Raw genomic sequence first — 17339 nt, forward strand, 5'->3', positions numbered from 1 at the left:
GCCTTGACTCCACTTTAATAAGCTTAACTAACTCAAATAGAATAGAGAAATAAAATCAATATGAAGAAGCTGATAACAATAGGAAGTCTTCTAATGGCATCTTTAGGAGTTTCTGCCCAACAAATAAATGATTGGGAGAACCCAAAGATGATCGCTCAGAATAAAGAAGAGGCAAGAGCCACTTTTACTTTATATAATTCTGAAACGGAGGCCCTAACGAATAATAAAGAAAATTCCGATAATACCTTATCACTCAACGGAACTTGGAAGTTTAACTGGGTTATTAAACCAGCAGATAGGCCAAAAGACTTTTTTAAAAAGGACTACAATACATCATCATGGAATGATATTGAAGTGCCTTCAAATTGGGAATTACAAGGTTTTGGAACTCCAATATATACGAATGTTGAGTATCCATTTACGCCGGTAGATCCCCCGAATATTCCACATGACGATAATCCGGTGGGCTCATATAAAAGAACATTCAATTTACCTGTAAACTTTGAAGGAAAGCAAGTGTTTGTACACTTTGCAGGAGTTCGTTCTGCGATGTATTTATGGGTAAATGGAGAAAAAGTAGGTTACTCTCAAGGATCAAAAACTCCTGCCGAATTTGATATCACAAGCTTTGTCAAAGAAGGTGAGAATCAGATTGCAGTAGAAGTTTATCGCTGGTCTGATGGTTCATACTTAGAAGATCAAGATATGTGGCGTTTAAGTGGTATTGATAGAGAGGTCTATTTATATGCTACACCTACATCATATGTAAAAGATTTTGAAGTAACATCAATACTAGATAAGTCATATAAACATGGTATGTTCTCTTTGGAAGTTGATATAGAAAATACAACAAAAGAGTCAGTAACAAATACCATTAAGGCAGTACTTTATGATAAAAACTTAAGAAAAGTACTTACAAAAAAATCAAAGATTCTATTACCTGCGATTTCATCAAAAACCACCAAGTTATCAGGAAAGCTGACTAATGTAAACAGATGGAGTGCTGAAGATCCTTACTTATACACTTTGGTATTAACACAAAAAGATAGCAAAGGGAAAGTAGTTTCGAGTACTTCATCTAAGGTGGGTTTTAGAACCGTTGAAATTAAAAATGCACAGCTGCATGTAAATGGTATGCCTGTATTGGTAAAAGGTGTCAACCTACATGAGCACCACCCAACAAGAGGGCATGCTAATACGGAAGAGATGATGTTGAAAGACATCGAAACGATGAAACGAAACAACATCAATGCAGTACGTTTGAGCCATTACCCCAATGATACTAGATGGTATGAACTTGCTGATGAATACGGTTTGTACCTTGTGGATGAAGCCAATATTGAATCACATGGTTTGGGGGCAGAACATCAAGGAACCTTTGATACACTTCGTCATACCGCATATAATCCAGATTGGTATGATGCTCACTTTGATAGAGTAAAATCAATGGTAGAAAGAGATAAAAACCATCCATCTGTAATTATCTGGTCTATGGGTAATGAATGTGGAAATGGTGAGACTTTCTTTAAGATTTATGATTGGTTAAAAGAGCGTGATAAAACAAGACCGGTTCAGTTTGAACAAGCGGGTGAGTTGAGAAATACGGATATCGTTTGCCCAATGTATCCATGGGTAGCGGACATGAAAAAGTATGCTGAGGCGACAGATAAAACAAGACCGTTTATTATGTGTGAGTATTCTCATGCCATGGGTAATTCGAATGGTAATTTTAAAGATCTGTGGGATATAGTAAGAAGCAAACCACATATGCAAGGTGGTTTTATTTGGGACTGGGTAGATCAAGGTATTCAGACGCATGATGAGAATGGAAATATGTACTGGGCATATGGAGGAGACTTCAATTCATATATGTACCCGAATCAAGAAAACTTCTGTTTAAATGGTTTAGTTGATCCAGACCGTAAGCCACATCCGGGATTATATGAGGTGAAATATGTACATCAAAATGTTCAGTTCAAAGCCAAAGATTTAGCGAATGGAATCATTACAGTCACTAACGAATTTGATTTTACTAACCTTTCAAACTATCATATGCGTTATGAGATTTTGAAAAATGGTAAGGTCATAAAATCGGCAAGCCATCCATTAAATATCGAACCACATCAGAGTAAAGATATTTTTGTTCAACTTCCAGAAATACCTCAAGAAAATGGTGTAGAGTATTTCTTAAACTTCAATGTGATTACAAAAGAGGCAACTAGAATGATTCCGAAGGGTCACTCTATTGCTCATGAGCAGTTTATGCTAGGAGAAGGGAAATTCTTTGCTAAAAAGGAAGAAAAAACAACCCTTCCTAAAGTTCAGAAAGAAGGTGATTGGATTGGTGTAAATGGTAAAGATTTCCAAGTGTGGATCTCTAAGTGGGGTGAAATTGCTGAGTGGACATTCAAAGGTCAGAAAATTATTAATGAAGCACCAAAACCTAGTTTCTGGAGAGCACCTGTTGATAACGATTTCGGAAACCATATGCAAAAAGAATCGAACGTATGGAGAATGGCACATAGAAACAAATCGGTGAAATCTATTGATGTGAAAGAAGAAGGGAATTCTGTTTTGGTTGATGTTGTCTATCATTTAAAGAATGTAGACGCAGACTATCACCTGACTTATGCAATTAATGGAGAAGGAGCCATTTCAGTAAGTGTTGCAATGGATATTGAAGGAAGAAAAGACCTACCAGAACTACCAAGATTTGGAATGAATATGATTCTTTCTAATGAGTATGATCAATTTACCTATTACGGTAGAGGACCTGTAGAAAATTACCAAGATAGAAATAATGCAACATTGGTTGGTATCTATGAGAGTACAGTAGCAGAGCAGTATCATGCTTACTTAAGACCTCAGGAAAACGGCAATAAAACGGATGTACGATGGTTGACTTTATTAAACGATAAAGGGTTTGGTTTAAGAGTCATCGGACAACAACCTTTGAGTGTTACGGCATTGCATAACCGTATCTCTGATTTTGATCCAGGCGAAGAAAAAAAGCAACGTCATATTAATGATATTTACCAACGAAATTTAGTATCACTAAACATTGACTTAAAGCAAAGAGGTGTAGGAGGTGACAATAGTTGGGGTTACCTGCCGCATGATGAATACCGATTGATGCCTGCGAAATATTCGTATGGATTTACAATGATGCCTTACCAAAAAGAAACCCAAAAAGCTGGTTTGGGTAAATAAGGCTTGAAGCTTCTTGATGGATAAATTTCATCAAGAAGCTTTTCTAAACTTAACGAACAAAATGTAATTATTATGAATCACTTTTACATCAGTTATATGAAATGGACGACAATAATTCTTTCCATTTGTTTAGGACTTACTTCTTGTTCTGAAGAAACAACAGGAAATGAAGATAAGACCTTGGAAGATACAGTATTGAGTATAGATTTAACACAAACGTATCAACAAATGGAAGGTTTTGGAGCTTCCGATGCATGGTCGGCACAATATGTTGGTAATTGGCCGGATGCGACAAAAAGTGCAATTGCTGACTTACTTTTTTCAACAGCCGTAGATGATGAAGGCAACCCTGAAGGTATTGGTCTTAATATATGGAGATTTAATATCGGAGCAGGTTCAAAAGCACAAGGAGCAGGAAGTGATATTAATGACCTTTGGAGAAGAACGGAAGGTTTTTTACAAGAAGATGGTACGTATGATTGGACACAACAATCAGGTCAGCGTTGGTTTCTTCAAGCAGCAAAACAAAGAGGAGTACAAAAGTTTATAGGCTTCTCTAATAGTGCTCCAGTACAAATGACAAAAAATGGTAAAGCCAATACTTCTGCAGCTCAACAGTCCAATTTAGATCCAAGCGAGTTTGAAAATTTTGCAGAGTTTTTAACTTATGTAACAGTCCAATTACAAACAGAAGGAATTACTTTGGATGAGTTAAGCCCTGTCAATGAAACACAATGGGATTGGGATAAAAGCTCCGAACAAGAAGGGTGCCCTTTTACTAACGAAGAGGTAGCCAACTTAGTAAGAAAATTAGATAGCAAACTAACTGAAAAAGGCCTGTCGACAAAAATTGAAATTACTGAGGCAGGGCAGATAGATTACCTCTACCAAAGTGGAACAAACCGCCCTGATAAAGACAATCAAATTGCTGAATTTTTTGGTAGTGGTTCCAATTATGTAGCTGATTTATCACATATGTCTGATTTTGTTGCAGGGCATAGCTACTGGACTACAGAACAATCTAATTTGGCTCCAATGAGAAAAGAATTATGGAGTAAGATTAAAGAGGTGAACCCTAACCTTAAATACAATATGTCTGAGTATTGTATTATGGGAGATAGCGAAGAAGGCATTGATGGTAATGGAAAAGACCTAAGTATTGACATGGGGTTGTATTTGGCTAGAGTGATGCATTATGACCTTACTGAAGCCAATGCATCTGCTTGGCAATGGTGGATTGCAATGAGTCCTTATGACTATAAAGATGGTTTGGTATACATTGATAAATCAGAGGTCAATGGTGGTTATCAAACATCTAAAATGCTGTATACTTTAGGAAACTACAGCCGATTTGTAAAAAATGGTATGCAGAGAGTTCATACTAATCAATTGTTCGGAAAAACGAATGATGATCCTTTTACCCAAAAAAGAATTATGGCCTCTGCTTATATGAATAATGATGAAGTGGTGGTGGTATTGGTGAATTATAATAACTATGAATATACAATTCAGTTTGATTTCGATGGGCAGTTAGCAAATAATGAGATGAAAATGTACCGCACATCTAGAAGCGAAGATTTATCATTTATAGGTACTCAGGAAGTAAGTCAAGACATTGTTGTGGCTCCACAATCGGTAACAACTTATGTGATAAAGAAATAATATGAGGATACTAAATTTTATCATACTGTTTTGTTTCTCAGTTGTAGGTTTTGGTCAATCTGTAATTCAACCCAATGATCATGCAATTCAGTATCGAGGGAGAGTAGAATTTTCGGACCCTTTAATTCCTCGTTTCAGTATGCCTTCGAGTAGTATTAAAATGAAGTTTTCTGGGACAACATTAAAAGGTACTTTTTCTGCTAAGAATTTTGATGGGAACGGTTTAAGTTACCTTTATGTGATACTTGATGGTAAAGCGAGCCCCTTTGAACGAAATGTTCTTGAAATCAAGACATCAAAACAAGAGTATACTATTCTTGAAGGACTAGAAAATAAGGAACATACCGTAGAACTTGTCAAGTTAAATGAATATTGGGGAATGATTGAGTTTCATGGCTTTGCTACTGACGGTAGTGGTGCATTAGCATTACCCAATAGAAAGTCTAGAATGATAGAGTTTTATGGAGATTCTAATCCATCGGGTTGGTCAGCTTGGAATGATAAAGATCAGGGAGGAGATGGTGAAGCAGGAGGGTATTTTACCTACCCTGGTTTTACAAGTAGAGCACTAGAGGCAGAGTTTACTAATTTTTCAGCGGGTGGTTTTGGAATTACTCCCAAGATGGGAGATCGAAACCTTACGGATTACTTTGAAAAGATTCATATCAAAACAGATAATGCAGTCACCAACCAATGGAATCCAGAAGAAAACTATCTAAATACTACTCCTGATGTGGTTGTTGTAAACCTTGGAGCTAATGATTATTGGTCAGGAGCAACAAAACAAATGCAGAAAAATGGATGGAAGAACTTTGTAGAAGATCAACTGAGAAAAGTATATCCAAAGGCACACATTGTTTTGGCCAATTCTGAAGGTTGGGCAGTAGGAGAGCCTACAGATTACATTGATGAAATGGTTGATCAGTTTCATGAATCAGGGGATAAAAATATATCTTATGTCAAATTTCCTTGGTTGTGGGGACAAGACCATGCGGTTGTAGGGGAACATGCAGGATTTGCACAAGTCTTAGTAGAACATATTTCTAAAGAGATGAATTGGAATATCTTAGATGATGCTGACTATAAACTGTACAACGCGTTTCCAATGAGCAATGAACTTTTAGGAAACAGATCCTTTGAAAGAAGTATTCTTACCCGTCCTGATGGTTGGAGAGCAGGGTCATTGCAAAGTACTGCAAAAACCATTGTTGAAAGTAGTAACGCAAAAGATGGAGAGGCGGTAGTAGAATGCTATGGAAATGGAGGTGTACACTATGCGGTAAAATCTCAAAATGGTATGCAATACAGTATATCAGTATGGGTAAAAGGTACGGGAAGTTCAAAACTTAGATATGCATTTAGGTCTCAAGGACAGGCTGTGATTACTGAGGAAACAAAAAGTTTTGAAGTAGGAACGGATTGGCAGAACATTTCAATCACCACTCAAAAGGCACCTCTAGACACTTGGCAAATTGATATTCAATTAGATGCTGAAGATGGTATTGTTCAATTTGATCTTATTGAAATGGAAGAAGAGAATGTGACATCCAACAGTAATATTCCAAAGAAGAAAATGGGTTTTCAAGTGTACCCTAACCCAGTACAACATACATTGTATATAGAAAGTATTGATTCCAATAATGAATATGTGATATTTAATGAAATGGGACAGCTGAAGCATCAAGGAAAAGAGTCATTTTTAGATGTGTCTTTGTGGAGTTCTGGGATGTATTTTCTGAAAAACCCTTTAAAATCTGAGACTTATAAAATCATCAAAAACTAGGTTCTAATTTTTAGAAAACTGATAGTAAAAACAATGAAAAGGTATTTTTGTACATTTTTTTTCTTAGCGTTTTGTTTGTGTCTGACTGCCCAAAATAAAGAATCTCTACAGGTGAGTTTAGTACCTTCAAATGATGGTTTTTTCCCAAATAGGGTATTACAACTCCATGCTGAGGTACTCAATAAAAATAGTGTAGATCAGGAGTTTACTATTAATTGGCAAATTACCAATGATGAAGGGGTAGTTCTAAGAGAAAAAGAGTTTCCTTATAAAGTAAAAGGCGACTCGGTAGTATGGGCTTATTGTCCAATTTATCGTTTTCAATCGGATGGATTTTTTGAAGTAAGGGCTATAGTACAAACAGCAGAAACATCACAAAAAATTAAAACAGTAGTTACTGTTAACCCCGAAAAGATTACTTCTCCTTTAAGGAAAACAGACGATTTTGATGCCTTTTGGAGCAATGCAAAAGACGAGTTATCTCAAGTCAATCCTGAATATAAAGTCAAAAAGATCAAAAGAGATAAATCTGCCAAAACACATTTGTATGAGGTAGAAATGAAAAGCATTGGTGGATTAACAGTAAGAGGTTGGTTAGAAGTCCCTAAAAAGAAAGGAGTATACCCAACATTACTGCAAGTGCCTGGCTATACTGTAAACCTTGAACCTGTGGATAAATATGATGATATGGTGATTTTCTCTTTCAATGTTAGAGATCATGGTAATAGCGACAATACAGGAGAAAGAAACTACAAGATGTGGGCAAGAGGGCTTGACAATCCAAAAGCATTCTACTACTATGGCATCTATTTGGACTGTCTAAGAGCGATGGATTTCTTAATGACAAGAGAAGAAGTGGATCAATCGAAGATTGCCGTATGGGGAGCCTCACAAGGGGGAGGCTTAGCATGGGTGACTGCTTCTCTAGATCAAAGAGTAAGTTTATGTATTGCTGATATACCATTTTTAACGGATTGGGAAAGGTATTTTAGTATTTCAAATTGGGAAGAAATTGATGAATGGATGGCTCATCATCCCAATGTTTCATGGGATGAAATATTAACGACATTAAGTTATTTTGATACAAAAAATATGGTCGATAAAATTCAGTGTCCAGTGTATATGGGAATTGGTATGCAAGATGAAGTATGTCCTCCCGCAACCAGCTTTGCAGCCTATAATCGAATTACAACTCCTAAAAAATATTTTATTGACCAGGATCAGGGACATTGGGTAAGTGATGAACGCTGGGAGGAACACTACCAAGAAGTGAGATCTTTTTTTAAAATGGATAAAGAGAACAAATAAACATGCAAAAGCAATTAATATTTTGGTTGATTCTACTCCTTTCAACATCACTTTACGGGCAAGAGGTGTATCCTTTATGGGAAAAAGTTGAAATACCATTTTATAAGGAAAATGACCTAAAAGAATATGAAAAGGAGGCTTATGGTACCCTCTGCGTTTTTGATATTACTCATCCTACAATTACCGTCTTTAAGGCAAAAGGAAAACACAAAACAGACAAAGCTGTGCTGATTATGCCTGGCGGAGGATATGGTTTAGTAGCCATGTATCATGAAGGGTATGATGTAGCCAAGAAGTTAGCAGAAAACGGAATTACTGCTGCAGTGTTAAAGTACCGTTTACCCAACCTTAAAAGCTGCACAGTACCAGAAAGTGTACCTTTAGCGGATGCAAGAAAGGGACTGTCTCTATTAAGAAGCTTTGCTGATAAATATTCCTTTGATGCGTCAAAAGTGGGAGTAATGGGCTTTTCTGCTGGAGCTCATTTAGCAACTGTTACTACACTATGGAAAAGTGAAGCGGAAGATGAAAACCCTAATTTTGCGGCATATATTTATGGGGTGACTCAGATGACAAAATTGAATATTGAATGGTTAGAAAATGACCTTTACCATAGAAAATTAACTGCTAGCGAAGTGGAAGAGAATACTCTTATGAACCTGGTAACAAAGGATACCCCACCAACGTTTTTAGTACATGCTTATGATGATGATATTTGCTTTATTGAAGAAACTACTGTTTATGCTGAAAAGATGAATAAAGTAGGAGCTGAAGTCGAGACACACATCTTTCCAAAAGGTGGTCATGGTTTTGGTTTAGGTCGAGCAAGTGATGGAACAGATCAGTGGAGTGATTTATTTATCAATTGGGTCAAGAGAATGAACAGAGGAATCAACTAGGATATTTAAAAAAGAAAAATGCCTCAAGTTATAAGTAAGCTTGAGGCATTTTTTATAGCGATTCTATATTTAATAGAAATGTAATTATTTCAAATATGAAGGAACTTTTACCATAGGTGTACCTACTTCTGCAAGGTTATACAGCCATGTTAGAGAAAAGCTTTTGGCTAAGTCTCTTTGGAATGGGTGAATGATATTAACGAAAGGCATATCTGGCTCAGAAACTAGTTCCATTACCTTACGCATAATCATAACATCTTCCGCACTTAATTTTGCTTCTTGAGCACCGACATGTGGGCAAAGTTTATCAAGAGCAGTTTGCGCTTTCTCTTTATGGTTTTCAATCAGCAATGACATATAATCAGAAATAAAACCAAACTTCATAGATTCTCGGAGACTGGTTTTAATCACAGATATAATATCTTGTTCTCTTTTTGATAGTGGTCTCATGGTAGTCGTTAAAAGTTATATAAGTTACCTGTTAATTAACACACACTTGTAAATGACAAAGTCATTCCGCGTCTAACATGCATTATATTGAAAATTTATGAAAAATGCATATTTATTAATGGTTATTTGCATTGGATTTCAATTATTATTGGAATATATTTAACGAACAAAATTGCTGTAGATAAATTGATGAGATTGAACGAATTAAAACTTCATTAGACCAATGCACGTTCAAACAAATAAGAAAACAATTAACCCATATAATACTACTATGAAACACTATCATGTTCTTAACGGAGACAGTAGCTTCCAGCTGTGGAAAACACAGGATTTTGGAGGTGATCCGATCATTTTTAGGGAAATGTTGGTCGAAGGAGATCAGCACCCATTACTGTGGAGCGAAGGTTTCTTCGATACAAGAAGAAAGTTCTTTTTAGTGAATTATAAGATCACTAACGAAGAGTATAATGCGATATCGTTTCATGAGCTTTCAAGACTTCAAGAGTTGCAATCAGCTCAAATGATCACCCTATGGTTTGAGAATGATCTCTTTTGTTACATCAACTTATTTGCTGTGTTGTCTTACATTAACTCGCTAGACAAAAAAGATGTTAAGGTGTCTTTAGTGTTAGGAGATCAGAAGAAGGGGTTAGGAGAATATAAACCTGAAGATTATCCATCACTCTATAATAATAGAGTAGATCTTAAACCTTCCGATATTCAGTATGCAGGTAATTTCTGGAAATATTATGTCAATGCTGATTTTGAAAATCTTATCCAATTAATTAAAAAGTCACCAAGCTGTTTTCCATATATTGATGACATCATGAAAGCATATATGGAGCAATTCCCTTGGTTAGAAACAGGCTTAAGTAAAATTGAACGTCGTATTTTAAAATTTTTATACGATGAACCATGTATAGAAAGGAAGCTTATTGGTAAGCTTTTAAGAAGACAATCAATTGAAGGTTTTGGAGACTTACAATACGAAAGGATCATCAAACAAATGAAAAAGGACTTACTAGAAGTCAATGAAGATGGATATCTTATTTTAACCTCTGAAGGGAAAAATATTCTTAGAGGTGTAAATCAATATAACGACCAAAATCTGTCTTACCAATACATTGGAGGGGCATTGAGAAGTGAATATTACTATGACCAAGAAAGTTGTTTTTTAATCGAAAGAAATTGACGTTATTTGTAGCCGATTTTTATAAGACAGACGATCACATCAACATGAAACAATACCACGATTTACTCAAACGTATTTTAGAAGAAGGAGCGGAGAAAGGAGATAGAACGGGTACAGGTACTAGATCTGTATTTGGTCATCAAATGCGTTTTGACCTTTCGGAAGGATTTCCTGTATTAACAACTAAAAAGCTTCACTTACGCTCAATCATTCATGAGTTATTGTGGTTTTTGAAAGGAGACACAAACGTCGCTTACCTTCAAGAAAATGGTGTGAGAATTTGGAACGAATGGGCAGATGAAAATGGTGAATTGGGACCAGTTTATGGGAAACAATGGAGATCATGGACCAATACAGATGGTGAAGTGATCGATCAAATTTCTTGGTTAATTAATGAGATCAAAACGAACCCTAACTCAAGACGTCTAGTGATTTCTGCTTGGAATGTTGGAGAACTTTCTAAAATGGCCTTAATGCCTTGTCATGCTCTTTTCCAATTCTATGTGGCAGATGGTAAACTATCTTGTCAGTTATATCAGAGAAGTGCAGATGTATTTTTAGGAGTACCGTTTAATATTGCTTCGTATGCCTTGCTTACTGTTATGATTGCACAAGTTTGTGATTTAGAACCAGGTGACTTTGTTCATACCTTAGGTGATGCTCACTTGTATAACAACCATATAGAACAAGCAGAGTTGCAATTGACAAGAGATTTTAGATCTCTACCAACCATGTCGATTAATCCTGAAATTAAAGATATTTTTGGTTTTAAATATGAAGATTTTAAACTAGAAGGATACGATCCTCATCCTCATATTAAAGCAGAAGTGTCAGTATAGATATAGAACAGAATAACATGTAAGCCTAGGTCACATTTCGATGATCTAGGCTTTTTTATTTCCCTTAACTATCACTAAATTTAATTACATAGATTTATACCTTATGAAAACTTAAATCAAGACTATGGGAATCTTACAAAGAGGAGATAAAGTTGCTGTTGTTGCTGCTTCTGGTGTAGTAAATATTGATGCGGTATTAGATGGAATAGAAGTACTGAGAGCTTGGGGGTTGATAGTGTCTGATGATCAACAGTGGGCAGCTGAATGGGGCTCATTGGCGGGTGCAGATAGTCGAAGAATAAGTCGTTTACAAGAAGCTTTGGACGATCCTGAAATTAAAGCAATATTTTTAGCTCGAGGTGGGTATGGATTAACTAGAATAATAGATAGAGTGGATTGGGCAAAGTTTATAGATCACCCTAAATGGGTAATAGGCTTTTCTGATGTAACTACTTTGCATACATGTATTAATAATATTGGGTTTGCGAGTATTCATGGACCAATGGTTGCCCAATTCAATAAGAAGGAGTTGGAAGTGAGTATTTCTCAATTAAAAGGAATGCTATTCTATGATGAGGTTCCTATGTTAAAAGGTGATATAAAAGAAGAGTATTCTGATAGGGAGATCACAGGAACAATGGTCGGTGGTAACCTATGTATGATTGCCGATCAGATAGGAACCTATTCAGAGTTGGATATTGAAGATAAAATTCTTTTCCTTGAAGAAGTTGGCGAAAAGCCTTATCAAGTTGACCGTATGATTACTCGCCTTAAAAGGAGTGGAGATCTAAATAAGGTAAAGGCAATTATTATGGGGCAGTTTTCTATGGTTCCTGATGAAGAAAGACCATTCCCATTAACTGTTAAACAAATTATTAAAGAAAAAGTAGATGTTCCTGTTATCACAGGAGTAACCTGCGGACATGAGTATCCTAATACGCCAATCATTTTAGGTGGGCAATACACAATTAAATGTATTGATGATAAGGCTTTAATCGAATATGCGAGCAACTTATAGAGTAAGGGTGTATTCGAGTTATTAATAAGGTTAATCTTATCTAAAAAGATAAACAAAAGCTTTGAGGTGTCACTCTTAGCTTTTTTTATCTTCTGAATAATCTACATCTTTGTTTAAACAAAAATTACGACAATGAAACTTATATATATAATGGACCCCCAATGCGGGTGGTGTTATGGTAATAGTGATAACATCAAAAAAGTTGTAGAAGCTTACCCTGAGTTGGATTTTGAACTTATGGTCGGAGGAATGTGGGTTGGTGAGCAAGCACCTGCAGGAGGAGAGGCTTTACATGGATTCATTCAAAAAAACTCTCCTGTAATGGAGAAGAAAACAGGGGCGTTGGTTTCTACAGAATTTTACGAGCTGACAAAGGATGAATCATATACTTTCTCTAGCTTTGAACCTTGTTTAGCGATCTCTTGGGTAAAGAAAAATGCTCCTGAAAAGACTTTGGAGTTTGCCTCGGAATTACAAAAAGCTCAATTCTATTTCGGTCAGCGTTTTGATGATTTTAAAACGTACATTGCCATTTTACAAAAACTGGACATAGATCCTCAACCATTTATGGATTCTTGGGGTAATGAAGAGAATCAGAAAGAGACGATCGAGGAAATCAATCAGTCAAGGAAAATGGCAGCAGGTTTTCCAAGCTTGTTTATTGATACTACAGCTACCATCGAAAAATTAGCTGCAGGGTACTTCGATGCCGATGAAATGATTGATCAAATTTATGCATTCACAGTATAATGAGTTTAGAAGGTAAAAAAGTGGTGATTACGGGTGGTACTTCTGGTATTGGCCGTTGCATTCTTTCGCAATTCTTGATGTCAAAAGCAGAGGTTGTTTTCTGCGGACAGGAAAAAGACCTTGTTGATGAGATCAATAAGACGACTTCAGCAAAAGGTATTGCAGTAGATCTAACATTACAGAATGATATTGATACTTTCTGCCAGTTTGTTGGTGAACAGTTAGAGAATGTTGATATTCTTATTAATAATGCCGGTTATGTAATTGTTGCACCATTAGAAGAACTATCCAGGCAAGACTTTGAGAAGATGTATGCAATCAATGTCATTGCACCTGCCATGATCACAAAATACTTTTTACCTCAATTTCGATCAAGAAAAGAAGGGGATATAATCAATATAGGAGCGACAGGTGGTGGATATGGTTTTCCTCAAGGAGCAGCTTATGCTTCTAGTAAAGCCGCTTTAGCTAATTTCTCGCAAACTTTGATAAAAGAAGTTCGTAAAGAAGGAATCAGAGTTTTTCATGTTGACCCTAGTTGGACGACTGGAACTAATAACAATAATAAAGGAGGGAAAATACCTTTGGATGAAGAACAACTCACAGCGGAGGATGTTGCATCAGCCGTTATAAGTCAGTTGTTGTTACCTCGGAGAAGTTTCATTCCCAATATGAGTATATGGGCAACGAATCCCTAACGAAAAAGGAGATGATTAATTCATCTCCTTTTTTTGTGTAATATCAATAATTTGTCGCAACCGATTGAAACACTTTTTTAATGATATTGTTCCTTTTTGATGACGTAAATCACTATAAAATGTTACATGATTAAAGTTCTTTTATGTTAAAATAGATTCGTATTTTATGATAATTTTAAGAATATCAACAACCGTTTGCTTTTGTTTTTTTAACTAAATAACACTGCTTTGATGGTTGTTGGTGAAGTTTTAAACATTTTTGGTAAAACAAATTTGTTAAAATTTGATCTTTAATTTACCAATAATTAAACTCTTATTTCTTTTTAAAGTGTTTATATTGCACTTGTATTTAAAGCGGAAATAAGTTGTATATTTTTTAACCATAAAAAATTTCAATTTTAAATAGTTAAACTTAATCTAAATAAGAAGTATAGAATTGATTTGATAGTTATTCTAACCTATTAATCGAAGCTAAATTTTTATTATCATTTTATTACTTATTATGATCAAACTTTTACCTCTAACAAAAGAGTCTTTTGTTGGTGCCCTGATCGTTATGTTCTCATTTTTCTTGAGCACTTCGGTAATTGCACAACAAAGAACTATTAAAGGAACAGTCGTAGATGAGACTGGAAGTCCTTTACCAGGTGTAGCAGTAGTTATTCAAGGTACTACACAAGGAACAACAACTGATTTTGACGGAAAATTTGCTATTGACCTTAATGAAACAGCTAAATTTTTAGAGTTTAGTTATATTGGTTATCAGAAAAAGGTAGCAGAGATTGGAACAACTACAAACTTCGATATCGCATTAGATGTTGATGCTGAGCAGTTGGAAGAAGTACTAGTAATTGGTTATGGTAGCACTACAAAAAAGGACGCTACTGGATCAGTTGAAGCAGTAACAGCAGATAGCTTTAACAAAGGTGCGATTAACTCACCTCAAGGTTTATTACAAGGTAAAGTAGCTGGTGTTCAAATCACAACAGGTGGTGGTGCTCCAGGTTCAGGATCAACTATTCGTATCCGTTCAGGTTCTTCATTATCAGCTTCTAACGATCCACTTATCGTTATTGATGGTGTACCAGTAGATTCTGAAGGTGTATCAGGTATGCGTAACCCATTAAACGCAATTAACCCTGCGGATATCGAGTCAATGACAGTATTAAAAGATGCTTCTGCAACTGCTATTTATGGTTCAAGAGCATCAAACGGTGTAATTATCATCACAACAAAGAAAGGTGCTACTAACGAGTCATCTATCAATGTAAACTACAATGGTTCAGTATCAATCAATACATTAAACGATCAAGTAGATGTATTATCAGCGGACCAATACAGACAAATGATGTCAGGTAGACCAGGTGAGCATTTATTAGGAGATGCGAATACTAACTGGCAAAGCGAAGTGATGAATACTTCAGTAAGTACTGACCACAACGTAGGTGTTTCAGGTAACGTAAAAGGATGGTTACCATATAGAGCTTCAGTAGGTTATACATTAGATAACGGTACTTTAGATGGTTCTTCAATGGATCGTACTACGATGAACTTAAACTTGTCACCGTCATTATTAGACGATCACTTAAAAATCAATGCCTCAGTAAAAGGTATGTTTGTGAATAACAAGTTTGGTAATACAGGTGCAATTGGTTCTGCAGTATCTTACGATCCTACGCAACCAGTATACGATGATAGATTCCCACAATATGGTGGATACCATACTTGGACAAACACAAGTGATCCAGCATCAGGTAGATCGGTAAATGCTCCTTCTAACCCAATGGCAATGGTACACCAAAACTCAAATACATCTAATGTAAACAGAAGTATTGGTAACGCACAGTTTGACTATAAAGTACACGGTTTCGAAGACCTTACTTTTAAAGTAAACGCTGGTTATGACTACTCATCTTCGAAAGGTGGTGTTTATGAAGGACTTGAGACTTCATGGAATGAAAACAACGGCCCTGCAGGTAGCGATGAGAAAGGTGGTTATGTATCTGATTACACTCAAACTAAACGTAACGAGTTATTGGATGTTTATGCGCAATACAATAAAGAAATTGGTAAGCATAAATTTGATGTAATGGGTGGTTACTCATGGCAACACTTCTACGAAGATGGTACTTCGGTAGAAAGCAACGCTTACGGTTATAAAACAAAAGATCAAACTTGGGCAACTGAGTACTACTTAGTTTCATTCTTTGGTAGAGCAAACTATACTTTCAATGAAAAGTATATGGCAACAGTTACAGTTCGTCAAGATGGTACATCTCGTTTCTCTCCAAATAACAGATGGGGTACTTTCCCTTCATTAGCTTTGGCTTGGAAAATTAAAGAAGAGCCTTGGATGCAAGGAGTTACTGCAGTATCTGACTTGAAATTAAGAGCAGGTGTAGGTGTTACTGGTCAGCAAAATATTGGTGCAGGTAACTACCCTTATATGCCAACTTATACAGTAGGTGATGCCAACTCAAAGTATGGTTTCTATAACCCAACTACAGGACAATGGGAGTACATCAATACTACTCGTCCAGAAGGTTATGACGAAAACATCAAGTGGGAAGAAACAATCACATACAACGCAGGTTTCGACTACGGATTATTCAACGATAGAGTAACAGGTTCATTAGAAGGTTACTACAGAGTAACAAACGACTTATTGAACGTTATTCCAGTACCAGGTGGTTCGAACTTAACAAACATGTTATTAACGAACGTAGGTTCAATGGAAAACAAAGGTGTTGAATTCTCTGTAAACACTAAAATTATCCAAAAGCAAGATATGCACTGGGACTTCGGTGTGAACATGACTTGGAACGATTCGAAAATTACAAAACTTACGTTAGTAGATGATCCTAACTATGAAGGTGTGAAAGTAGGTGGTATCGCAGGTGGTACTGGTGAAACTATCCAAATTCATAGAGAAGGTTACACTCCATATTCATTCTTAGTATATGAGCAAATCTATGACGATAATGGTAAACCAATTGAAGGTGCATATGTAGATAGAAACGGTGATGGTGTTATCGATGAAAAAGATAAGTACATCGCTGGTGATCCTATGGCCAACTTCTACTTAGGTTTCTCTACTCGTTTCATGTACAAAAACTGGGAATTCAGTATGTCAGCTCGTGCACAATTTGGTGCTCAGGTGTACAACAACGTAGATTCAAACAACTCTGCATATGACCAATTGTATGTATCAGCAAACAACAACACAAACAACGTGACTACTGATATTTACAACACAGGTTTCCAAACTAGACAGTTACACTCTGATTACTATATCCAAGATGCTAACTTCTTAAGAATAGATAACATCATGGTAGGTTATAACTTCAATAACTTATTCGGAGGTAAAACAAGTGCTCGTGTATTCGGTACAGTAAATAACCCTTGTGTATTCTCAAACTATAAAGGTGTTGACCCAGAGATTCAAGGTGGTATCGATAACAACATGTATCCACGTCCAACGACTTACATGTTAGGTTTCAACGTGAACTTCTAGTAACGACTTAAATAAG

At 36.1% G+C, this 17339-nt stretch carries 12 protein-coding genes; 11 read left to right on the plus strand and 1 reads right to left on the minus strand.

All coding sequences use genetic code 11. The features are described 5' to 3' along the window. The first annotated feature begins 60 nt into the window (after positions 1-60). The 5 genes from QL232_RS08510 (at position 61) to QL232_RS08530 (ending at position 8862) form a co-directional block, all read left to right on the plus strand. A complete protein-coding gene (locus QL232_RS08510) occupies positions 61-3210 on the plus strand; it encodes a glycoside hydrolase family 2 TIM barrel-domain containing protein (protein WP_281613791.1) in 3150 nt (1049 codons plus the stop codon). A gap of 72 nt (positions 3211-3282) precedes the next feature. Continuing rightward, the gene (locus tag QL232_RS08515) at positions 3283-4872 is read left to right on the plus strand and encodes a glycoside hydrolase (protein WP_281613792.1); all 1590 of its coding nucleotides are present in this window, start codon (positions 3283-3285) and stop codon (positions 4870-4872) included. 1 nt (position 4873) lies between these two features. After that, positions 4874-6655, plus strand: a complete 1782-nt coding sequence (locus QL232_RS08520; RefSeq protein ID WP_281613793.1) for a GDSL-type esterase/lipase family protein — start codon at positions 4874-4876, stop codon at positions 6653-6655. A 111-nt stretch (positions 6656-6766) separates the two neighbouring features. Further along, positions 6767-7963 (plus strand): acetylxylan esterase, encoded by a 1197-nt coding sequence (locus QL232_RS08525; RefSeq protein WP_281613794.1) that lies wholly within the window; start codon positions 6767-6769, stop codon positions 7961-7963. A gap of 2 nt (positions 7964-7965) precedes the next feature. Continuing rightward, complete coding sequence (locus QL232_RS08530; protein ID WP_281613795.1) at positions 7966-8862, plus strand: alpha/beta hydrolase; 897 nt, start codon at positions 7966-7968, stop codon at positions 8860-8862. 84 nt (positions 8863-8946) lie between these two features. On the opposite strand, the gene QL232_RS08535 is transcribed toward QL232_RS08530, so the two are convergent. Continuing rightward, positions 8947-9312, minus strand: a complete 366-nt coding sequence (locus QL232_RS08535) for a hypothetical protein (RefSeq protein WP_281613796.1) — start codon at positions 9310-9312, stop codon at positions 8947-8949. A 271-nt stretch (positions 9313-9583) separates the two neighbouring features. On the opposite strand from QL232_RS08535, the gene QL232_RS08540 reads away from it, so the two are divergent. From QL232_RS08540 to QL232_RS08565, 6 genes are all read left to right on the plus strand, one after another. Continuing rightward, positions 9584-10504: a hypothetical protein gene (locus tag QL232_RS08540; RefSeq protein WP_281613797.1), complete on the plus strand. Its 921-nt coding sequence runs from the start codon at positions 9584-9586 to the stop codon at positions 10502-10504. Positions 10505-10548: 44 nt separating this feature from the next. Beyond that, a complete protein-coding gene (locus QL232_RS08545; RefSeq protein ID WP_281613798.1) occupies positions 10549-11343 on the plus strand; it encodes a thymidylate synthase in 795 nt (264 codons plus the stop codon). Between the two features lie 124 nt (positions 11344-11467). Next, positions 11468-12361, plus strand: a complete 894-nt coding sequence (locus tag QL232_RS08550) for an LD-carboxypeptidase (RefSeq protein ID WP_281613799.1) — start codon at positions 11468-11470, stop codon at positions 12359-12361. 132 nt (positions 12362-12493) lie between these two features. After that, positions 12494-13111 (plus strand): hypothetical protein, encoded by a 618-nt coding sequence (locus tag QL232_RS08555; RefSeq protein ID WP_281613800.1) that lies wholly within the window; start codon positions 12494-12496, stop codon positions 13109-13111. Then, entirely contained in the window at positions 13111-13809 is a 699-nt protein-coding gene (locus QL232_RS08560) for an SDR family NAD(P)-dependent oxidoreductase (RefSeq protein WP_281613801.1), read from the plus strand. Before QL232_RS08555 ends, QL232_RS08560 begins: the two co-directional genes overlap by 1 nt. A gap of 502 nt (positions 13810-14311) precedes the next feature. After that, the gene (locus QL232_RS08565) at positions 14312-17323 is read left to right on the plus strand and encodes a TonB-dependent receptor (protein WP_281613802.1); all 3012 of its coding nucleotides are present in this window, start codon (positions 14312-14314) and stop codon (positions 17321-17323) included. Positions 17324-17339 lie beyond the last annotated feature (16 nt).

This window comes from Flammeovirga sp. SubArs3 (genome assembly GCF_947387565.1).
Lineage (GTDB): Bacteria > Bacteroidota > Bacteroidia > Cytophagales > Flammeovirgaceae > Flammeovirga > Flammeovirga agarivorans.

Excerpts from the sequence above, each read along its gene's own strand:
- QL232_RS08510 (WP_281613791.1), top strand. The coding sequence starts at position 61 with ATGAAGAAGCTGATAACAATAGGAAGTCTTCTAATGGCATCTTTAGGA.
- QL232_RS08515 (WP_281613792.1), top strand. The coding sequence starts at position 3,283 with ATGAATCACTTTTACATCAGTTATATGAAATGGACGACAATAATTCTT.
- QL232_RS08520 (WP_281613793.1), top strand. The coding sequence starts at position 4,874 with ATGAGGATACTAAATTTTATCATACTGTTTTGTTTCTCAGTTGTAGGT.
- QL232_RS08530 (WP_281613795.1), top strand. The coding sequence starts at position 7,966 with ATGCAAAAGCAATTAATATTTTGGTTGATTCTACTCCTTTCAACATCA.
- QL232_RS08535 (WP_281613796.1), bottom strand. The coding sequence starts at position 9,312 with ATGAGACCACTATCAAAAAGAGAACAAGATATTATATCTGTGATTAAA.
- QL232_RS08540 (WP_281613797.1), top strand. The coding sequence starts at position 9,584 with ATGAAACACTATCATGTTCTTAACGGAGACAGTAGCTTCCAGCTGTGG.
- QL232_RS08545 (WP_281613798.1), top strand. The coding sequence starts at position 10,549 with ATGAAACAATACCACGATTTACTCAAACGTATTTTAGAAGAAGGAGCG.
- QL232_RS08550 (WP_281613799.1), top strand. The coding sequence starts at position 11,468 with ATGGGAATCTTACAAAGAGGAGATAAAGTTGCTGTTGTTGCTGCTTCT.
- QL232_RS08555 (WP_281613800.1), top strand. The coding sequence starts at position 12,494 with ATGAAACTTATATATATAATGGACCCCCAATGCGGGTGGTGTTATGGT.
- QL232_RS08560 (WP_281613801.1), top strand. The coding sequence starts at position 13,111 with ATGAGTTTAGAAGGTAAAAAAGTGGTGATTACGGGTGGTACTTCTGGT.
- QL232_RS08565 (WP_281613802.1), top strand. The coding sequence starts at position 14,312 with ATGATCAAACTTTTACCTCTAACAAAAGAGTCTTTTGTTGGTGCCCTG.